This is a genomic window from Pedomonas sp. V897, from assembly GCF_051304405.1.
GTDB lineage: Bacteria > Pseudomonadota > Alphaproteobacteria > Sphingomonadales > Sphingomonadaceae > Pedomonas.
This window is the reverse complement of the sequence record NZ_JBPPGG010000001.1, coordinates 655,191-674,500: the sequence shown is the minus strand read 5'-3', so window position 1 is coordinate 674,500 and position 19,310 is coordinate 655,191. Positions and strand designations below refer to the sequence as shown.

The window sequence follows — 19,310 nt, the reverse complement described above, 5'->3', positions numbered from 1 at the left end:
CGACTCCTTTACGGAAATTGGATGCAGCGCACGCCAATTTCATCCGTTTTCATCCGTTTTCATCCGTTTTCAATCCCCGTTCCCCACCCGGTAGAAGGCTCCCCGCCCCGCGCCTTCCAGCTTCAGCAGGCCGTTACTCTGCATCCGTTTAAGCAGATCCTTGGCCTGCCCCTCACTGAGACGGCACAAATCCATCACTTCAGCACGCCGAATTTGCCCGTGCTGACGCACATAATTGAGCACCATCTGCTCATGCTGGATGGGGGTAAAGCCAGCCTGACGGGTATACGCGGCCTTCTCACCCCGGCGCTGGTAGACAGCCGCCGACAGGGTATAGCTGCGCCCGCGTGCCGCACCGTGCGCCTCCACCAAACCCGCTTCGATCAATGCCTCCAGCGTGCGCTTCGCGCTCGCCGCGTCCCGCTGGATGCGGCCTGCCAGCTCGTCTGCCGTCACCCGCTTCAGCTCCCGCAGGGCGGCCAGCGCGATCAGGCTGTCGATGGGCAACTCGGCACCACGCCGGCGCTCTTCCTCCACCACCAGCCGGCGGAAATCCAGGTCGGCCGGCTCGGTCGGCAGCCGCACCACCACGTTGTGGGCATCGGTACGGGAGTAATCCGGCGCCGGCCGGCCGAACTTGAGCATGCCACGATAGATGGTGTCCACGCCGCGCCCGGAACGTTCGACCACGCCGATGCGCTTCATGGCATCGGCCAGTGCGCGGTTGCGGGGGCGCGGCTCGGTCACCAGCAGGTTGGCCAGCGTCACACCTTCCACCAGTCCGCCCGGGTTGCTGACCACCAGGGCGTCGTCTTCCAGCCGCACATGCACCGCACCCAGGCGATGGTAGTCGCGGTGGATCAGGGCGTTGGCCACGGCCTCACGGAAGGCCGCCATGTCCACCATCGGCACCGGCACGCGGAACAGCCCCACCTGCAGCTCTTCTTCCGGGTTGTAGGGCCGGAAATTGGTCTCCAGCCAGTCCAGTGCCTTCAGTAGCGGAAAACGGCGGAACTCGTTGAAGCGCACCGCCTGCTGCGCCAGCACCTGGAAAGCGAACTCGTGGGTGGGCACCCGTTCACGCAGGGCACTCTCCCGCCCCACCAGCAGCAGGCCGGTCAGGGTGGGCACCCGGCTGCCGTCCGGCTCGCGAACGGTCAGCCCCAGCGCGCCGTCCAGTGCCTCATCGTCCAGCTCCAGCAGCACGCGATCGCCGCCGTACTGTTGCACGGCCTGGCGCAGGCGCTCGCGCTCCAGAGGGTCCAGATCGGCCAGCGTGGCGCCCGCCACCGGCAGCGCGGACACATCGACCAGCCCCAGGGTACTGGCGCGGCTTTCGCGCTCGTGGGGCAGCATGGGCACGCACTCCGGCTGGCCGTCGTGCCGTATCCGGCGGCGCAGATACACGCCGCCCGAGGTCGCGACCACAGACCGCGCCTTGGGGACGGCGATACGGGCAACGGATACGCCATCCACTTCCAAGGCCTGCACCGTCACGTTGATTGAAGGCGAGGTGCGCGCTGCCACCAGGCCGGGCAGGCCATCGAGCACCCGGTGCTCCGCATGCAATCCCGTGGGCGTGCCGTCATCTTCAACACCCAACCACAGCTCGCCGCCCTCTGCATTGGCAAGGCAGACGATGGCCTCGACCAACTCGTTGTCCGAAAGGCGCTTGCGGTCGCTCTTGAATTCGACCGTCAGGGATTCGGCAGGTGGCAGCCTGGGCGTCATGCGTGTTGCGCCTCCTGCAGCAGGGGGGTGACGCGGACGCGGCCGGTGAGGAGGTCGTCCATGAGGCCTGCACGCTCCTCCATGTACTTGTTCAGACAATCGACTTCGATCTGAAGCCGAGACTGAAGTGCCTCGTACCTTATGGCAATCTCGTCTTGCTCCTCTCGGCATGGAACTGCGAGAAGAAGTGGCCGCAAATCTTGGAGATTGATGTTCTTCTGCGCGCTCTGCGGAGCACGCGCATCAAGCCACGACTTGGCTCTACGGATCGATAATTCAACGAACCGCACGTTGTGTACGCTTTTGACAACCGCGCCAACAACGCTGTCAGGGAAATACATCGGGATCGCCAAGATCGCTGTGTCAGCGATGTTAGCGGCGATGGTGATGGCAATTGTGCCGGCAGGGAACTCCTGGCTGACCGATGTCCCACGGTCACTCAATGTTTGCGAGAACGTCGAGACGTATTCCCCTTCAGCCGCAGCAACATCGCCGGTTTGAATGAAGGGATGTTTACCGCCGTAGAATCGGGGGTCATTTCTTGGTCGGTGCGTGAACTTTCCTCGCGACACATCTGCCATCTGGCTGAGTGGTAGTACGTCCCACTCCTTCGGAATCCACCCCAGCGGCGACTGCTTGTAGAGATGCGGCGCCTCGGACTGGGGCGGGCGCAGTTCGCCGTTGGCGTCGATGCCGCGCGTCAGCAGGTCGTGCAGCAGGCCCTGCTTTACGGCCTTGAGCTTGGCGATGATCGTCTCGGTTTCGTGGATGGCGGTGTCGAGGGTGTCGAGAATTGCAGCAATTACCCGCTGCTGTGTGGAACTTGGGCAGAAAACTCTAATGGCTTCAAGCAGCTCACGGTCCACATGCGGGATGCCCGTGCCGCTTGTCTGGCTTTTCAGGCGGCTTTCTGCATGTTTGGAAACATGAAAAAAGTACGCCGGAAGGAATGCCTTACTTGGCGAAATCTTCGCCATCGTCGATGCGAGCAGGCCGGGCCTTGCCCTGAAGAACTCGCCGGCGTTTGATCCGTCCCATAGAAGAATGGTGTCGCCATCGGCGGTTCGTACTGCGTCCGGCCCGGCTTTGACTAGATCGGCATCCGCACGCCCCCGAAGATATTCCGGGTTTAGGTAAGGCTCTGCTCCCGGCCCAGCGAAACCGGTCTCGAGAGGGGCTTTACCCTTCAGCACGGTGATGTGGTCGCCGAGGGGCACGAACTCAGACATACCCCAACCCCTTCAAAAATCTCTCCAGCGCCTTCGCCGCCGCATCGCGCTTGCCCTCGATCTCCATCAGCGTCACCCGGTACTTGTCCCACCAGTTCTCGAACGCAGCGACGATGGCCTTGCGCTGGGCGGCGATGTAGCGCTCGACGATGGCGCGCATGTCGTCGTGCAGGATGGTCAGCAGCAGCTCGGCGGCTTGCTCGGGTGACAGGCCATCGACGGCGGCGTTGATGTGCGCCGCAAAGCTGTCCTTCTTGGCCTTCAGGGCCTTCTTCACGGCGGCGAGCTCCTTCTTCCAGGCCTTCAGCTGGGCTTCGTCGACGGCGTTCTCCTCGTCGGCCTCCTCCTCAACTTCGGCAGCTTCGCCATCCTCGCCGTCGGCATCCTTCGCGGACTTGGGATCAGCTGCCTTGATCTGGCTGTCCAGCTCGGCCTTCCTGGCCTCCAGCTCGTTGATGGCCTCGACGAAGTCGCCCATCAGGAACTTGACCAGCTTGTGCTCCAGCGGGCTTTCCTTGCTGGCCTTGTCTTCCAGCGCGGTGACGATACTGGTACGCCAGGCATCGGCCACGCCCTTGGCACCACGCGCCATCAGGGTGAGGAAGTCGTACTTGGTCTGGTACCAGAAGCCGGCGACGATGCCGCGCACGTGGAAGGGATCGAGCAGACCGATGGCCTCCAGGCTCTGGCTGAAGCTGGCCAGCAGGTCATTGCGCAGGGCGACGAGACTGGCGGGGTTGTCCATCTGACCGGCCAGTGCCGTGATGCGGCCGCTGTGCGCCTGCCACCATTGCTCGAAGGCTTCACGGATGGCGGCTTCCTTGGCATTGATGCCGGCGTTGCCTTCGATGGCGGGCTTGAGGTCTTGGCGCCTGGTCAGCTCGGGCTTGAAGTAGAAGTACTTCGCATCGCGCTCGACGAACAGATCCAGCGGGTCCAGCCCGTGGGCCTGGAACAGCGCGGCCTTGTCGGCCACTTCGGCCTTGGGCACGCCACCAACCAGATGCGCGCGCACGTCGTGCGGCTCGGGCGGCGGTGCATTGTCGGCGTAGCGGCGGATGTTGAGGTTGTAATCGTTGGCCCTGAGTGTGGCGATGTCGACGATGGCCGAGAAGCCGGGCACTTCCCTGAATTCGTCGAAGGTGGTGACGATCTTCTCGATGTGCTCGGGCAGCAAGAAGTTCTGCGCCCGGCCTTCGAAGTACTCACGGTCGGCATTGATGAACAGCACCTTGCCCTGGCGTTCCTTGGGCTTGCCGCTGACGCGCTGCGCGCCGTGCTGCACCCGCTGGCGCAGCACCAGGATGCAGGCCGGGATGCCGGTGCCGTAGAACAGGTTTGGGGCAAGGCCGATCACCGCTTCGAGCAGGTCCTCCTCGATGATGCCGGCGCGGATGGTTTTCTCTTCGCCACCGCGGAACAGCACGCCATGCGGCATGACGGTGGCGATCATGCCGCCGTCGCGGGTGACGGCGATCATGTGCTGCAGGAACATCAGGTCGGCCTTCTTGGCTCCCAGCGGAACCTGGCCGAAGCGGAAGCGCTCGGGGAACTTCGGCGCCCAGGCGGGCGTGCCGTCGGCGTTCTTCTCAGTGTTGCCCCAGTTGATCGAGAACGGCGGATTGGTGAGCACACGGTCGAATCGCTTCAGTTCTCCATTCTCGATGTGCCTGGGGTCGGCGAGGGTGTCCTCGTTCTGCAGGTCTGCGGTGCTGATGCCGTGCAGCAGCATGTTCATCTTGGCGATGGACCACACCGTGCCGTTGAACTCCTGGCCAAAGAGGCAGGCCTTACGACCGTCTTCGCCATGCTCGTCGATGTATTCCTTGGCTGCGATCAACATGCCGCCGGAACCGCAGCAGGGGTCGTAGATGTCGTGAGCCAATGAGGGCTTGATCAGCCGCACCATCATCCGCACCACCGAGCGGGGTGTGTAGAACTCGCCGCCCTTCTTGCCGGCCGAGTCGGCAAACTCCGCAATCAGGTATTCGTAGGCAGCGCCCAGCAGGTCAGGGAACTCGAAGTCCTCGTTACGCAGCCGGTAGATGCCGAAGTGCGTGATCAGCTGGCGCAGCTTGATGTCCGGGATCTTGCTCTGGCCGACCTTACGGGTGAAATCGATGTGTTCCAGCACCCCGTCCAGGCTGGCGTTGAAACTCTCGAGACCCGCCAGCGCCTTGTTGAGATAGTCGCCGACGTTCTGGTGAGCCTCGTTGAGCAGGTAGTTGTAACGCGAATGCGGAGGCACCCAGAATGAATCCTTCTTGTACCAGTTCCGGTTTTCTGCGGACACCCGGGCTTCGGCTTCGGTCTTTCCGTTGGCCAGCTCGAGCTGGATGACTTCCTCGCGGCGTTGTTCGAAAACGTCCGAGCAGCGCTTGAGGAAAAGCATTCCGAAGATGTACTCCTTGAACTCGGAGGCATCCATCTTGCCGCGCAGGATGTCGGCGGCCTTGAACAGGTGGCGTTCCAGCTGGGGCAGGGTCAATGGCATGGTTTATCTTCTAGATTTGTCATGGCTTGCCTTCCAGATTCAGTCGTTCCGGATAGGCGGCTTATTCGTGGACGTGGTTCGCTTCATGCCCGTCACTTCCCGGTTCAGCAATACGATCTGCTGATCCGCCGGGTTCCGGGTGGACGGGTCAATGTCGAGCCCGAGCCGCTTGAGCGTGTAGTAGAGCAGCGCCTTGCGGACGGTAATGCTGGCCCTTCCTCCGCGCATGCCGTAGTCCAGCGCGATGACCTTCTTCTGCGTGTCGGAAAGGCCGGGGTGCGGACCGATTTCCAGCGTGACGTGCGTGTGCCAGTCGGCATCCTGGCTGGGGTCCGCGTCACTGGGGCGGCTGTCCCGGATGCCGAGGATGCGCGCCAGCAGGAAGTCCTTGAAACAGTCATCGGTGAAGCAGTACGCCCGGGCATGCCAGCGGAAGCCGTCGAAGGCAATGGCATGCGGTGCGATCCAGCGCCAGCGCGGGGTAGGGCTGGAAAGCGACTGGTATTCGATTTCGATGGCCTGCCTGTTGTGGATGGCCTGGAGCACGGCGCGCAGGTGGCCGGCATCGATGCCCCGAGCGGGGCTGCGCACCGTATCGAAGGCCGGCAGCTGGCCGATCCAGGTTTCCTCCTGCGTGACGATGCCGTCGGAGATCGACCGCAGCTGGGACAGGTAGCTGGCCGGGTCCGGTTTCAGAAACAGGGGCTCGAAGCGGTCGCCTCGGACGTAGGTGCGGGCGCTCTTGTCATAGACCATGTTGCCCGGCGCCATGCCGAGGTAGCGGTTCAGGTCGGTGGATGCCTGGTTGATCGAGATCCCGAAGGCGGCCATTAGGTCGCCGCGGTTGACATGGCCTTCCCAGAACAGCCGGAACTCAATGAATTCGAGCCGGCGCTCAATGCCCCACCGAACGCGACGTTGCGCTGTCCCCACCCTTGCACCCCAGTATCATGACCCACATCGGAATTGTATTCGACCAGTTTCTGGTTGGTTTGTAAAGAGAGGATGGGTGCGGCGGGGGCCATCGCCGCGAGGGGGGCGTGGCGCAGTCAGCGGCTCATGGTATTCTTCATGGCATTTCGTCCTTTCCGCCGTGATAACACATTGATCTATATGAGATTGCAGTTCCCATTGATGTTCGAGTGGAGTGATTTGGCGTCCGGCACCGGCTGGTACGACCTAGCGCCAAAACACAAAAAGGCCCGCAGGAATGCGGGCTTTTTTGTTGGGAGCTGTCCTCCCTTGCCGGGGGCGGGATCGGGGTGACTACCTTGCCTTGGTGGTATATGTGATTTAAACTACGCCAAATGATTGACAGGCCGAGGGTCCAGGTGTTCGCTTCCCGCACCCAACGATAACCCCGAGGCGAGGTGCTGTTTCGGCACCTGACACGAGAACCAATGCGGCGTCCATTTCTGAGCCCACTTCTCATTCCGTTTCTGAATCCACTTCTCAATCCGTTTCCGCATCCAGTTCTGCATCTCCGGGAGGGAAACATGCCCGTGCGAGCGAGATTGGCGGCCGCGGCCGTGGTGGCGGCCTGTCTGCTGGTGGCTCCGTCCGGCGCCCAGGCGGAACGCCGACCGGAGACAGGGAGCGCGGATATCGCGAACCCGCACGGCGCGCTGTCGCTGAGGAGCGTTGCGGGCGGGGTTGTGGTTCAGCGGCTCAAGGCGGGGGCCGGCCGGACGTCCCAGAGAGAGGGCGACGTGCTGCTCGCCATTGACGGCACCCCCGTCGCCACGCCGGAGGCGATCATGGCGCACCTTCGGCATCAAGGAGAGGCCAAGGGAGAGGATCATGCGGTCGTGCTGACGGTGCGGCGGGGCGGCGAGACGCTCCGGCTGACGGAGCGGGCAGCGCTCTTCCATGACTTCATGACGCCGGAGCCCCCGGTTCCGTCCGCCCGGCCGGCCCGATGACGACCCGGCGCGGGCCGTATTTTGATGACCGCGTCGCCCCGCAGGCGAGAGGCGCGTGACAGACCGGGACAGGATGGCGGCTCTTCGCATGAAATTCTGCACCTCCGCCCTGTGCCGGGCGGCCCTGGGCGTGGTTGTGCTGATGGCGGCGTCTGCCGATGCGTCGGCGCATCATGGTGTGGTCGGCGCGGGCGGCACGGATGGCGGGGTCAGGCGGTCCCGCGAGAACGCGATCGCGGCCGCCGAGGATGCGTTCGGCACCAGCATCGGGCGCGAGACGATCGGCCTCTATGATTCCGGCTCGGTTCGCGGCTTCTCGCCCACCACGGCCGGAAACGTGCGCGTCGAGGGTCTCTACTTCGACCAGCAGGGCGGGTTGAACAGCCGGGTCTAGGCACGTTCCACCATCAAGGTGGGACTGGCGGCGCAGGGCGATCCGTTCCCGGCGCCGACCGGTGTGGTCGACATCACCCTGCGCCGCGCCGATGGGGCCGATGGCCTGTCCGTCCTGGCGGACTACGGGCGCTTCGACAGCTACGGCCTCGAACTGGACGGCCGCCTCGTCGTCGTCGAGGACCGGCTGTCGGTGGCGGGCGGGGCGTCCGCCTACAGGAACCGGTTCGGCAACGGCGGGCGCGGAACATCGGCGACGTTCGGTCTCGTGCCGCACTGGCGCGTCTCCGACGGCGGTGGACGTGGTGATGTTCTGGAATCGCTCGACCACCGATGATGAAACCGCCGCGCCGATCTATGTGCCCCGCGCGAGCGTGCTGCCGCCGCGCATCGAGCGGGGGCACTACCCGGGGCCGGACTGGGCGCTGTGGAACGGGTTCAATCAGAACATCGGCGTGGTCGGCAAGGCGGCGCTCGGGGCGTGGACAATCAAGACGGGGCTGTTCCATTCCCTCAACCGCTCCCGCTCCAGCTTCAGCAACATCTTTGACGGCATTGACGAGGCGGGCGAGGCGGACAGGATCGTCTATGCCGACCCGCCCTCCCGATCCCGGTCCTACAGCGGGGAATTCCGGGCGTCCCGCGCCTTCGCCGAGGGCGGGCGGCGGCATCTGGTGTTGTTCAGCCTGCGCGGGCGCGACGTGGTGGAAACCTGGGGCGGGTCCGACCGGGCCGATCTCGGGCGCGTGCCCATCGGGGAAATCGTGAACCCGGCCAAACCGGCGTTCCGGTTTTCGGAGCAGACGCGGGACGGGGTCAAACACTTGACCGGCGGCCTGTCCTACACGCTGGCGTGGGGGGAATTCCTGACCTACAGCGCCGGGGTGCAGCGCACACACTACAAGAAATGGCTATCCGGCATATCGGGTTGATGAGGGGCTAGAAAGTGCCCCTCGCCAGGGCGCCCGCCAAGGTTGATGCGCGGACGCCTCTCTTGCCTATTGGTGTCTCAACCATCCTCCGCACATCCTCTGCGCTCTTGGCGAGCGGGAAGGAGAAATGGACGAGATCGCCTAATGGCACCAAAGTGCCGTAGCGCAGCAGAGCCTTGGCGCGTAGCGTCTCAAAATCATAGCCGTAGCCCCGCCGGTTGATCTCATTGATGCGCCCGTTCAGGTTCTCAACCAGCCCATTGGTGTATTTCGCCTCGTAGTAGTTAAAGATCGGGATGCCCCAGTTCTTCATGACGCGAACCACCGGCGCAAAAAACGGGCGAAGCTCTGACGGAACGGCGTCCCGCCAGCGGAGGTAGGCCGCCTCAGCGGCTGCGCGGTTTTCCAGCTCGTAGAGATCGAAAAACCGCTCCTTGAAGGTGTAGGCGGCTTGCAGGAACGGAAATTCAGCGCAGATGGCGGCGAGCTTGTCCTGCCGCTCTTCGCTCAAGCTCTCCCAGCGTGACAGGAAGATGCGATTCTGCCGCCGCATCTTTTTCCGCGTCTCATTGGTCAGGGTAGCTGCGAAGGTCCGTCGTGCATTGTCCATCGCATCATTGGCCATGCGAACGACATGAAACTTGTCGATCACGACCAGGGCTTTGGGTAGGTAGCGCTTCGCCAGCGTCTCATAGCCGCGCCACATGTCTTGGCAGAAGACCTCGACCCTGCCATGTGCCTCCATTCGCTGGAAGAGGGGCTCGATGGTCGGCGTATCACGCGAAGGCAGCATATCGAGGATAGTACCTGCCTCGATGTCGGCACAGACGAAGCGGTTGCTGCCGAGGATGCGGTTCTCATCGACCCCCAACACGCGCGGCGCGGCAAACTCATATCCATCAAGGCGCTGGCGCGCATAGCTTTTGAAGATGCGGCGGACCAGCGTGGGTTCCACCGCATGGAAGTGGGCAGCGTCTTCAAAGGGCCGCTTGATCGCGGAGCGGACGATATCCTCTTTCAGCCGCCGGGTGACGTAATGGTGATCATCCACATCGGGCAGTTCTTCATAGACCGTACTGCCGCAGTTACGGCAGCGGAACCGCTGGCGATGAATGACCAGCCATGTTGGGACCGGCTCGATTCGCCGGTCCCGTACACGAACCTTCTTGGTGCCGTTCTTGAGCAGCTCTGGAATGAGGCAGCAGCCATTCACCGGAATGGCAGGCGGACCTTTGGTCCGGCAGTCAATGCGGACCTCGATCAGCTTGCCCTCGTGGTGGATCAGTTGCGGCGTCTCTCCCTCAAGGTGGGCGAGACGGAGCCAGCTCATTCTTCGAGCTTGTCCAGCGCTGTAGTGACGAGGGTACGGATTGCTTCCGCGCGCGACGGTATAGGCTTCTGCTTGCCGCGCCACTCGTCGAGGCGTTCAATCCACCGTTCGGAGGCCCGCATTTCAAAGCGGACCGAGAGGGGTTCTTCATCTGACATGGGAGTTACGTAACACCCATTGACAATGGCGTCAACTTACGTAACTAGTGGTGGCGAGCCGGAGTGATGCGCCAACATCGCTCCGGCCCTAACTCGAACCAAGGGATACCCCCCCATGGAACAAGCTGGTAAGAAACCTAGCGCCAAGCGCGAGGCCGATCAATTCGAGACCCGCGGTTATATCATCACCGAAGATGCTGACCTCGCCCTGAAGGACGTGGCTCAGGGGCTCAGTGCTATCGCCCAGATCATGGACGAGCATGGCGCCAATGTCGTTGATCTGACCGGCGCGGATTTCGCCGCGATCTTCCGTACCTTCAGCCGTCAGGCCAAGGCCATCTACGACGACGCGGCATTCGCCAATAAGGTGGTCGCGCGAAGCAGGGACTTGCACTGAAAGGTATGCGTGTAACACGCATACCTTGGACGTCAGGAGTAAGTATGACCAACCGATTTGAGGTAATGCCTTTCCATCAGCACCAGATACTGACGGTGCGCCAGCCGGAAGGCATCTTCGTGGTAATGAAGCCTGTCGTCGAGGCATTGGGGCTGACGTGGCAGGGACAGCACTGGCGTATTACGCAGCACCCTGTCATCAGCAAAGGTATCAACACTATGTTGATACCTTCTGCCGGTGGAATGCAGGAAATGCTCTGTCTCCACTTGGAGCGTTTCCACGGTTGGTTGGTGACGCTCGACCCCCGGCAGGTGAAGGATGAGGATAGACGGGCCGCAATCCTCCTCTACCAAGAGGAGGCTTTCCGCACGATCTTCGAGCATTTCCACGGACGCATGGGCAAGCGGCTCAACCTTCAGTCTGTGTCCTCTCGCGTGTCGCTCCAGAACCAGACGCTGCGCCTGGCGCAGAAGCTCCAGGTAACGCGGAACCGGGTGGAGCGGCGGATGATGCACCAAATGCTGGAGGGCATGTGCGCCGAACTGGGCATCGACACGCCGGCACTGGAAGAGCTGGGCCATGACGCGCCGCAGCCGCCCGACATCCTTCGCACCTTCTGGGATGGAATCGAGACCTTGAAGGCGCGGGGCGTGGACTTCAACCACAGCCGCGTATCGAACTTGCTGGCCCTGAACCTCAAGGAAATCCGCCAGCATTTCAAGGATGCTGGCATTCGCGTTGAGATTGATGCGCCAATGCGGAAGGCACTCAAGCAATCGGACGCACCGCGCTTCATCGCGGACAAAGCTGTCAACAGCCGCATCATCGGTGGTGCAAAGAGCTGTTGGGTTTTCCAGATCGAACCCTAATCAACCCTTAGCGCCGGAGCAGCAGTGGAGCCCTTGCAGGGCTTCATCAACCCGATATGCCGGATAGCCCAAGAAATCGGTCCACGCCCCGGAGCAGGCCGCGAAGGACCGGAAGACGGACAAGTGGCTGCCGAGCACGGCCCTGACCGTTCGCCTGGCGCCGGACTGGGTCGCCTATGGCAGCTACACAAAGGGGCTGGAGGAAATTGGCCAGGCGCCGGACTACGCCGCCAACCGCCTCGAGGTTCTGCCGGCGCTGCTGACCCGGCAGTATGACGCGGGGATCAAGTGGTCGCCATTCCCGTCAACGTCCCTCATCGCGGGCTATTTCGATATCCGGAAGCCCTATTTCAGCCTCGACCAGAACAATGTGTACCGCGACCTCGGCGAGGTCTCCCATTCCGGCTTCGAGGTCAGCGTTTCCGATCACTCCCTGCCGGGGCTGAAGGTGGTCGGCGGCGCCTTTCTTCAGAGGCCGCGTGTCTCCTATGCGCCGGGGGCGGCGGCGGCAGGCAGGCGGCCGGTCGGGCAGCCGCAGGTCTCGCTGGAAATGAACGTGGACTATCGCCTGCCGTTTTGCGAGGGGCTGTCCGTTGACGGGTCCGTTTTGCACACGGGCAAGGTTGCGGCCACCGTGCGGAACGATCTGTTCATCCCCGGCTATACGACGCTGAGCCTCGGGGCGCGCTATGCCTTCGATCTGGGCCGCGCGCCCGCGTCCCTGCGCGTCTCCGTCGCCAACGTGACGAACAAATATACCTGGCTGTCGGTGGGCTCGGGCGCGTTCGAGCCGCTCGATCCCCGCGCCGTCACCGCCTACCTGACGGTTGATCTCTAGGAGGGCCGGGTGGGGCTTGCCGTCTGTCCTTTGCGTTGCGCCGGTTTTTCCGGGGTGACGAGCGGCAGGAAAATGGAGTCGATGATCTCGGCGATCACCGCTTCGGGCACCGGCTTGTGCGTCATGAGCGCTTCATGATTCACGAGGTCGAGGGGGAGGGTGGCGATGCGCGGCGTCAGCCGGGCGGGGTCGATCTCGCCGCGCCGGACGCCGCGTTCGAGAATGTCCTCGATCCCCCGATTGCCGCCGGTCCGCTTGCGCAGCTCGCCGCGCAGATCGGCCAGGCTGGAGTGCGTTTCAAGGAAGTAGTCGCGCATGCTGAACAGAACCCGGGTGATGGTGATCGCACCACGATCGGAGACCTGCCGCAACAGGAGGAGAAGCTCCGCGCGCACGCTCCCGAGGTCGGGGACGGTGACGGGATGCCGGGCGATGTAATGGCCGATGGCGGCAACGGCCAGATCGGCGCCGGTGGGCCAGCGGCGGGACAGCACAGGCCGGCTGGTGCCGGCGCGCCGCGCAACCGCCTCCAGCGTGAAGCTGGTGTAGCCCTTGTCGATCAGCTCGGCCCAGGCCGCGTCCAGTATGGCCTCCACCAGCACGCTGCCGCGTCGTCTCGCGCCCTTTTCCACACGTCCTCCCCCCGTTCCGGCACAAATAAGATACATTGTCGCATCTTATTGACCCCCGCTGCCCCGGGTGCGCATAAGATGCAGTGTTGCATCCTAACAGCGGAGTTCGTCCCATGCCAACGCCTCTCGCCCCCTCCAGGAAGGTGCTCATCTCCGGTGCCAGCATTGCCGGGCCGACGCTGGCCTACTGGCTGCATCGCTACGGCTTTGACGTCACCATCGTGGAGCGCGCGGACGCGGTGCGCAGCGGCGGCTACCCCATCGACGTGCGCGGCACCGCGATTGACGTGGTCGAGCGCATGGGGCTGCTGCCGCGTCTCCGGGAGGCGCATATCAACGCGCGCCGCCTCACCTTTGTGGACGAGAACGCGGCCACGATCGCCATCATCCCGCCCGAGGCCGTGACCGGCGGCGTCGTTGGGCGCGACATCGAGGTGCCGCGCGGCGTCCTGACGTTCCTGCTGTTCGCGCTGACGCAGAACGGGGCGATCCGCTACCGCTTCAACGACTCCATCGACACGCTGGAGGACGACGGCGAGGGCGTGACGGTCCGCTTCAAGAGCGGCGATGCGCAGCGCTACGATATCGTCATCGGTGCGGACGGCCTGCACTCGCGCACCCGCGCCCTGGTGTTCGGGCCGGAGGAGCAGTTCAACCGCTATCTCGGCTGGTGCTTCAATCTCTTTTCCCTGCCCAACATGGCCGGCCTTTCCCACGAGGGCGTGACCTATGCCGCGCCGGGGCGCATGGCCGGAATGTACGCGGTCGGCGACAACGCGATGCTCCATGCGTTCCTGACATTCGCGACCGACGAGCCGCCGGTCCATTCGCGCACGGATGCGGGCGCGCAGTGCCGCCGCACGGCCGAAGTGTTCGCCCGCGACGGTTGGGAAGTGCCCCATCTGGTCGAGGCGATGCAGACCTCGGATGATCTCTATTTCGATACGGTCAGCCAGATCCGCATGCCGCGCTGGTCCTCCGGCCGCGTGGTGCTGGTGGGGGATGCGGCCTACGCGCCCTCGTTCCTCTCCGGGCAGGGCACCAGCCTCGCGCTGGTTGGCGCCTATATTCTGGCGGGCGAACTGGCGTCCCACGACAACCCGCAAGACGCCTTCGCCGCCTACGAGCGGATCGTCCGGCCCTTCGTGGAAGCAAACCAGGCGCTGGCGACGATCGGCGAATCCCTGCTGCTGCCCCGCACGCAGGAGGAGCTGGACCGCCGCAACCAGCTTCTGGCGGGCGGCCTCTCCTCGGCGGACGACAGCGAACAGGCCGCCCGGCGCCGGGAGGTCCACAACATGCTCAAGCTGCCCGATTACGGGCGTGCGGCCGGGTAAGCCGCCCCGGCGCTGACGCGCCGGCGACCCTCCTGACAGCCCGAAACCCCGCATCCCGGCGCGGCGGCACCCGACCGCCGCGCCGCAACGCATGTCCGCCGTGCGCGCCTTCCCCCGCACCACAAGAGACCCGGCATGGCGCGGCGGCGGGCCGGCCTGTTCCTGAAAAAAAAGGGGAGAGTTGGTGTCAGAGACAATCGGGTCCACACACCACGATTGCTTGGAGCAATTTTTTTACTTGCTGGTGGAAATAAATCAAGGTTAACAATAAGGTAGTTATAAAATTAATTTAAATTAATCTTCCTGATTGCTAACGTTTCACAGGCAGAACCTTTCGGAAATCTCGAAACAGGGCGATCGGGGGATCAGATGCGTTTGTCGCGTGCAGAAGGAACATTCAAAAACGGGTTTCACCGGACACAGTCCACATCGTTTTTCTCGGCAATTCCACGGCTGGCGGCCCAGCCTCTGACCAGGGGCGCGGTGCTCGGCGCCCTGCTGGCCAGCACGGCCGCGACTCCCGCCTTTGCGGACATCACCAACTGGAACGGCACCGGCTCCTGGTCGACGCCGGGCAACTGGTCGCTTGGCATTCCCGTTCCCGGTGACGAGGCAAGGGTTCAATCCGGCACGTTGATCGTGGACACGTCGGTCGAGACGCTCAAGGGCTGGATCTATGGCACGGCTCAGGCCACGGTTCAGAGCGGATGGGCGGTCGCCAACGACTTTGGCGTGGAGAATGCGGGCACGCTCGACGTCCAGAGCGGCGGGACCATGCAGGTGGGCGAGGATCTGTTCCTCCAGTCCGGCACGGTGCGGGTCGGCGGCGCGAACGCAAGCCTTGCCGTCGCCGCGGATTTTGTGGTTGGCCGCGATGCCGCTCCGTCCACGATCATCATCGAGAACGGCGGGCAGCTGACGACCGGCCGCAGCTTCGTGGGCGAGGGGCACAACACCGTGGATGCCACCAGCATTTCGATGCGGGTGAGCGGGGCCGGGTCCGTCTGGAACGCGGGCAGCTACCTTGCCATGGGCGGCTCCGATACGATGGTGGTCCAGGGCCTCGTGGAAGACGGGGGCCTGCTCACCGCCCAGGCCGGCGCGATCGGACGCGGCGGCAAGGCCGCGCTCACCATCACGGGCGCGCAGTCCGAACTCCGGGTGAACGGCACCCTCACCGTTGGCGACTTCTTCAACAGCCATGACGGCGAGGCCACGCTCACGATCGACAACGGCGCACAGGCGCGGATCGGAACCGTCCGGGTGGCGGACGACCCCGGCAGCGCCGGCACGGTCACGGTCGACAACGCAACGCTTTATGCCGGGCAGGTCTCCGCCGGTACGGGCGACGGGGCGTTTCATCTCAACAACAACGCCAGGCTGGTGCTGACCGGCGCGCAGAGCAACCTGTTCGCCGGGTTCGGTGCCGGCAAGGTCTCGATCCAGAACGGCGTCATCGACACGCAGGGCTTCAACGTCAGGACCGGCGCGGCCATCGGCGGCACCACGCTGACCAAGACCGGCACCGGCACGCTGACGCTCGCCGGCGCCAACAGCTTCTCCGGCGATCTGCGCGTCACGGCCGGCGTTGTCGCGGTGAAGGAGGGCGGGACGTTCCTTGGCGCCGCCGGGCTCCAGGTTGCGACCAATGCCGGTTTCACGGTCGACGGGAATGGCAGCAGAGCCGCATTCGATACCGTTCAGATCGACAACGGCGGTTCGCTGATCGTCAGCGACATGGCCAGTTTTGCGGCGCAGTCCATCGAGCTTGGCTCCAGCGGCAGCACGCTCGCGACGGAAGTGACGGTCACGGGCGGCGCAAGCCTTGTGGCCTCCCGTTTCCTCGCCGGCGAGAATGGCGTTGTCGCCATGCTGGTCGAGGACGCGGCCGTCGTCACCCTGGGCACGGGAGCGCCCGCCGACCGCACCGTCCTCACCTCCGATGGCAGCCGGGAGTCGGGCATTGTCATGACGGGGGCGCAGACCCGCCTCAACGTCCTGGGCGATTTTTATGTGGGCGAGGGGCTGGGGCGCGCGGCTGTTGCCGTCAGCGACGGCGCGGTGCTCGAGACGACCGGGACCACCTATCTCGCGAACAGCACCGGCAGCGGACTTTCCTACGGCGCGGTCAACCTGTCGGACGGGGAATGGCGGGCCGCGGATGTGGTGATGGGCGTCAACGTCGGCAGCAGCGCGAGCGTGACCCTCGACGGCCCCGACGCCCGCCTTCAGGTGGACGGAACCCTGACGGCCGGCGTCAACGGCGGCGTCGCCGGCCTTCAGCTGATCAAGGGAACGGCTGATATCGACCGGCTTGTTCTGGCCGGCGAGAACAGCAGCGCAAGCGTGTTGCACTACGGGACGGACCTCACGGTCCGGGAGTATCTCGGCGGCGTCGGCGAGAACGCAACGTCCCTCCATTACATGACGGTGGCCGCTCCGAAACTGACGGCGGAGACGCTGAAGCTGGGTGTGGCCAAGAACGCGCAAGGCCTTCTGGCGCTGGTCGACACGGGCGCGGTTGCCACCGTCACCGGCCAGGCCGTGGTGGGCGAACTCGGCTACGGTGGTCTCTACGTGTACGACGATTCCCGGTTCGAGGCCGGTTCCCTGCACGCGGCGCTGGACGCGGCCAGCACCGGATACATCGAGGTCAAGGCGTCGACCCTCACCGTCGGCCAGATCGCGGCGGGAGATGGCCAGGCCACCTTCCAGCTCCTCGACAAGGCCCGCCTGGTCCTGAGCGCATCGCAGGCTGACCTGTTCGCCAATTTCGGCAGCGACGACGCGGTCTTTGTCTCTGACGGCATCATCGACACCCAGGGCTTCGATGTCAGGACCGGCGCGGTCATTTCCGGCGCCGACATGACGAAGGCCGGCAGCGGCCGGCTGACGCTGGCCGCCGACAACACGCTGGGCGGAGTCGTCAGGATCGAAGCCGGCACCCTGCAACTCGGCGACGGCGGCACCTCCGGCATGATCGGGGCCAGCGTGATCAATGACGGCGTGCTGGCCTTCAACCGGTCCGACGACGTTGACTTCGGTACGGTCATCAGCGGGACCGGCGCCGTGCACCAGATCGGGAAGGGCACCGTCATCCTCAGCGGCGACAACAGCTATGCGGGCGGCACGGTGATCCGCGGCGGCACGCTGGCGGTCTCGCAAGACGCCAACCTCGGCGCGGCGGCGGGCAAGATCACCTTCGAGGGCGGCACGCTCCGCACGACGGCAGACTTCGCGAGCGGGCGCGACCTGGTCTTCGCCGGCGACGGCACGGTGCTGACCGACGCGGGCACGACGCTGACACTGAGCAGCACGCTGTCCGGCAGCGGCGGCTTCACCAAGGCGGGCAGCGGCCGGCTCGTCCTCACCGCCGACAACGGTGCCTACACGGCAACGACGCGGGTGAACGAGGGCACGCTTTCCGTCAACGGCGTGCTCGGCAGCCACGTGGACGTGGCGCAGCAGGGCCGCCTCGGCGGCAACGGCCGGGTGGGCAGCGTGTTCAACACGGGCACGGTGGCGCCGGGCAACAGCTTCGGCACGCTCACCGTCGTCGGCAATTACGTCGGCAACGGCGGTGTGCTCGAGATTGAAACCGCCCTTGGCGGCGATGACTCGGCGACCGACCGGCTGGTGGTCCTTGGCGACACGGCGGGCCAGACCGAGGTGGTGGTTCTCAACCGCGACGGCCTTGGCGGCGTCACGGTCGAGGGCATCAAGATCATCGACGTGGCGGGGGCGTCGAACGGCACGTTCGTGCTCCGCGGCGACTATGTGTTCGAGGGCGACCCGGCGGTGATCGGCGGCGCCTATGCCTACCGCCTGTTCAAGGGCGGGATCTCCGATCCGACCGATGGCGACTGGTATCTGCGCACGACCCTGGAGGACGACGGGGACGACGGGGACGACGCGACGCCGCAGCCCCAGCCCCAGCCCCAGCCCGGGCCGCAGCCTGCGCCTTCCCCGGCGCCGTCGCCGGCGACCGGCGAGGTGGGCGTGGTCTACCAGCCGGGCGTGCCGGTCTATGAGGGCTACGTGCAGACCCTGCTGGCGCTGAGCGAGCTGCCGACGATGCAGGAGCGCGTGGGCAACCGCACGTGGGCGGGGTCGCCGATCCACGCGGGCAGCGGCATCTGGGGCCGGATCCGCAGCACGCGCCACCGGCCGGAGGCGGCGTTCTCGACCAGCGGCACCGACAAGAACATCAACAGCTGGCAGATGCAGCTGGGGATGGAGCAGACGCTGGCGCAGCGCAGCGACGGCAGCACCCTGATCGGCGCGGTGACGGCCCACTACGGCAAGGCGGACGGCCATGTGGCCTCCCGCTTCGGCCGCGGCGCGATCAAGACGAAAGGCCACGGCCTTGGCGCAACGCTCACCTGGCACAGCCCCTCGGGCTTCTATGCCGACGGTCAGGCGCAGGTCAGCTGGTTCTCCAGCGATCTTACCTCCGGCACGCTCGGCGCGCTCACCAAGGACAACGACGGCACCGGCGTCGGCTTCAGCCTGGAGCTGGGCAAGCGGGCGGCGCTGGGCGGCGGCCTCAGCCTCACGCCCCAGATCCAGGTGAGCTACGCCCATGCGGACTTCGACCGGTTCGTTGATCCGGCCGGGGCGGTGGTGAAGGCGGACCAGGCCGAGAGCCTGCGCACGCGCTGGGGCCTGTCGCTCGACCATCAGGCCACCGTGGGGGCCAACCGCAGCCGCTACCTCTACGGCATCGTCAACATCAGCCGCGAATGGCTGGCGGAGACGGGCGTCATGGTGAGCGGGACGGACATCCTCAACCGCGAACGCGCCTGGTGGGGCGAGATCGGCCTTGGCGGCAGCTACACCTGGAACGGCCGCGTCACCCTCTACGCCCAGGGCTCGGGCAAGACCGCGCTTGGCGATTTCGGCGACAGCTACAGCCTCAAGGGCACCGTCGGCCTGCGGGCGTCGTTCTAAACCTTCCGCCTGAACCCTCTCGGGCGACCTTGCGGTGGATCCGGCAGGCACGGATCCACCGCTTTTCATATCGACTTCGGCATCCCCGGCCCTCGTTC

At 64.8% G+C, this 19,310-nt stretch carries 14 protein-coding genes and 1 pseudogene; 9 read left to right on the top strand and 6 right to left on the bottom strand.

Features of this window, described 5'->3' with window-relative positions; translation table 11 throughout:
• Positions 1-69 precede the first annotated feature (69 nt).
• The 4 genes from ACSJJU_RS03280 to ACSJJU_RS03265 are packed head-to-tail and all read right to left on the bottom strand — an operon-like array spanning position 70 to position 6,387.
• Positions 70-1,731: an ATP-binding protein gene (locus ACSJJU_RS03280; protein ID WP_435913742.1), complete on the bottom strand. Its 1,662-nt coding sequence runs from the start codon at positions 1,729-1,731 to the stop codon at positions 70-72.
• Complete coding sequence (locus tag ACSJJU_RS03275; protein WP_435913741.1) at positions 1,728-2,960, bottom strand: restriction endonuclease subunit S; 1,233 nt, start codon at positions 2,958-2,960, stop codon at positions 1,728-1,730. Before ACSJJU_RS03275 ends, ACSJJU_RS03280 begins: the two co-directional genes overlap by 4 nt.
• Positions 2,953-5,454: an N-6 DNA methylase gene (locus ACSJJU_RS03270; RefSeq protein ID WP_435913740.1), complete on the bottom strand. Its 2,502-nt coding sequence runs from the start codon at positions 5,452-5,454 to the stop codon at positions 2,953-2,955. Before ACSJJU_RS03270 ends, ACSJJU_RS03275 begins: the two co-directional genes overlap by 8 nt.
• Before the next feature lie 39 nt (positions 5,455-5,493).
• Positions 5,494-6,387, bottom strand: a complete 894-nt coding sequence (locus ACSJJU_RS03265) for a helix-turn-helix transcriptional regulator (protein ID WP_435913738.1) — start codon at positions 6,385-6,387, stop codon at positions 5,494-5,496.
• A gap of 563 nt (positions 6,388-6,950) precedes the next feature.
• Here ACSJJU_RS03265 and ACSJJU_RS03260 point away from each other — a divergent pair.
• The 4 genes from ACSJJU_RS03260 (at position 6,951) to ACSJJU_RS03245 (ending at position 8,701) form a co-directional block, all read left to right on the top strand.
• Positions 6,951-7,376, top strand: coding sequence for a hypothetical protein (locus ACSJJU_RS03260; RefSeq protein ID WP_435913737.1), 426 nt, complete (start codon positions 6,951-6,953; stop codon positions 7,374-7,376).
• A gap of 88 nt (positions 7,377-7,464) precedes the next feature.
• Positions 7,465-7,770 carry a hypothetical protein gene (locus ACSJJU_RS03255; protein WP_435913735.1) on the top strand — a complete coding sequence of 102 codons (306 nt, stop codon included), beginning with the start codon at positions 7,465-7,467 and terminating at the stop codon, positions 7,768-7,770.
• A 63-nt stretch (positions 7,771-7,833) separates the two neighbouring features.
• Entirely contained in the window at positions 7,834-8,106 is a 273-nt protein-coding gene (locus tag ACSJJU_RS03250) for a hypothetical protein (protein ID WP_435913734.1), read from the top strand.
• Complete coding sequence (locus ACSJJU_RS03245) at positions 8,078-8,701, top strand: hypothetical protein (RefSeq protein WP_435913733.1); 624 nt, start codon at positions 8,078-8,080, stop codon at positions 8,699-8,701. Before ACSJJU_RS03250 ends, ACSJJU_RS03245 begins: the two co-directional genes overlap by 29 nt.
• Positions 8,702-8,708: 7 nt before the next feature.
• Here the strand turns inward: ACSJJU_RS03245 and ACSJJU_RS03240 are convergent, their stop codons facing one another.
• Positions 8,709-10,031, bottom strand: a complete 1,323-nt coding sequence (locus ACSJJU_RS03240) for an ISL3 family transposase (protein ID WP_435913732.1) — start codon at positions 10,029-10,031, stop codon at positions 8,709-8,711.
• Positions 10,032-10,304: 273 nt separating this feature from the next.
• Here ACSJJU_RS03240 and ACSJJU_RS03235 point away from each other — a divergent pair, with 273 nt between their 5' ends.
• From ACSJJU_RS03235 to ACSJJU_RS03225, 3 genes and pseudogenes are all read left to right on the top strand, one after another.
• Positions 10,305-10,586, top strand: a complete 282-nt coding sequence (locus ACSJJU_RS03235; RefSeq protein ID WP_435913730.1) for a hypothetical protein — start codon at positions 10,305-10,307, stop codon at positions 10,584-10,586.
• Between the two features lie 44 nt (positions 10,587-10,630).
• Positions 10,631-11,455, top strand: coding sequence for a phage antirepressor N-terminal domain-containing protein (locus ACSJJU_RS03230; protein WP_435913729.1), 825 nt, complete (start codon positions 10,631-10,633; stop codon positions 11,453-11,455).
• 112 nt (positions 11,456-11,567) lie between these two features.
• A pseudogene (locus ACSJJU_RS03225) lies at positions 11,568-12,293 on the top strand (TonB-dependent receptor domain-containing protein); the annotation flags it as partial.
• On the opposite strand, the gene ACSJJU_RS03220 reads toward ACSJJU_RS03225, so the two are convergent.
• Complete coding sequence (locus tag ACSJJU_RS03220) at positions 12,290-12,925, bottom strand: TetR/AcrR family transcriptional regulator (RefSeq protein ID WP_435913728.1); 636 nt, start codon at positions 12,923-12,925, stop codon at positions 12,290-12,292. The pseudogene ACSJJU_RS03225 and the gene ACSJJU_RS03220 overlap by 4 nt on opposite strands.
• A 113-nt stretch (positions 12,926-13,038) precedes the next feature.
• Here ACSJJU_RS03220 and ACSJJU_RS03215 point away from each other — a divergent pair, with 113 nt between their 5' ends.
• Together ACSJJU_RS03215 and ACSJJU_RS03210 are read left to right on the top strand one after the other, a co-directional pair.
• Positions 13,039-14,262 (top strand): FAD-dependent monooxygenase, encoded by a 1,224-nt coding sequence (locus ACSJJU_RS03215; RefSeq protein WP_435913727.1) that lies wholly within the window; start codon positions 13,039-13,041, stop codon positions 14,260-14,262.
• Positions 14,263-14,745: 483 nt separating this feature from the next.
• Complete coding sequence (locus tag ACSJJU_RS03210; protein ID WP_435913726.1) at positions 14,746-19,212, top strand: autotransporter outer membrane beta-barrel domain-containing protein; 4,467 nt, start codon at positions 14,746-14,748, stop codon at positions 19,210-19,212.
• Positions 19,213-19,310 lie beyond the last annotated feature (98 nt).

Coding starts and splice junctions, on each gene's coding strand:
- ACSJJU_RS03280 (WP_435913742.1), bottom strand. CDS start 1,731: ATGACGCCCAGGCTGCCACCTGCCGAATCCCTGACGGTCGAATTCAAG.
- ACSJJU_RS03275 (WP_435913741.1), bottom strand. CDS start 2,960: ATGTCTGAGTTCGTGCCCCTCGGCGACCACATCACCGTGCTGAAGGGT.
- ACSJJU_RS03270 (WP_435913740.1), bottom strand. CDS start 5,454: ATGCCATTGACCCTGCCCCAGCTGGAACGCCACCTGTTCAAGGCCGCC.
- ACSJJU_RS03260 (WP_435913737.1), top strand. CDS start 6,951: ATGCCCGTGCGAGCGAGATTGGCGGCCGCGGCCGTGGTGGCGGCCTGT.
- ACSJJU_RS03255 (WP_435913735.1), top strand. CDS start 7,465: ATGAAATTCTGCACCTCCGCCCTGTGCCGGGCGGCCCTGGGCGTGGTT.
- ACSJJU_RS03245 (WP_435913733.1), top strand. CDS start 8,078: ATGTTCTGGAATCGCTCGACCACCGATGATGAAACCGCCGCGCCGATC.
- ACSJJU_RS03240 (WP_435913732.1), bottom strand. CDS start 10,031: ATGAGCTGGCTCCGTCTCGCCCACCTTGAGGGAGAGACGCCGCAACTG.
- ACSJJU_RS03235 (WP_435913730.1), top strand. CDS start 10,305: ATGGAACAAGCTGGTAAGAAACCTAGCGCCAAGCGCGAGGCCGATCAA.
- ACSJJU_RS03230 (WP_435913729.1), top strand. CDS start 10,631: ATGACCAACCGATTTGAGGTAATGCCTTTCCATCAGCACCAGATACTG.
- ACSJJU_RS03215 (WP_435913727.1), top strand. CDS start 13,039: ATGCCAACGCCTCTCGCCCCCTCCAGGAAGGTGCTCATCTCCGGTGCC.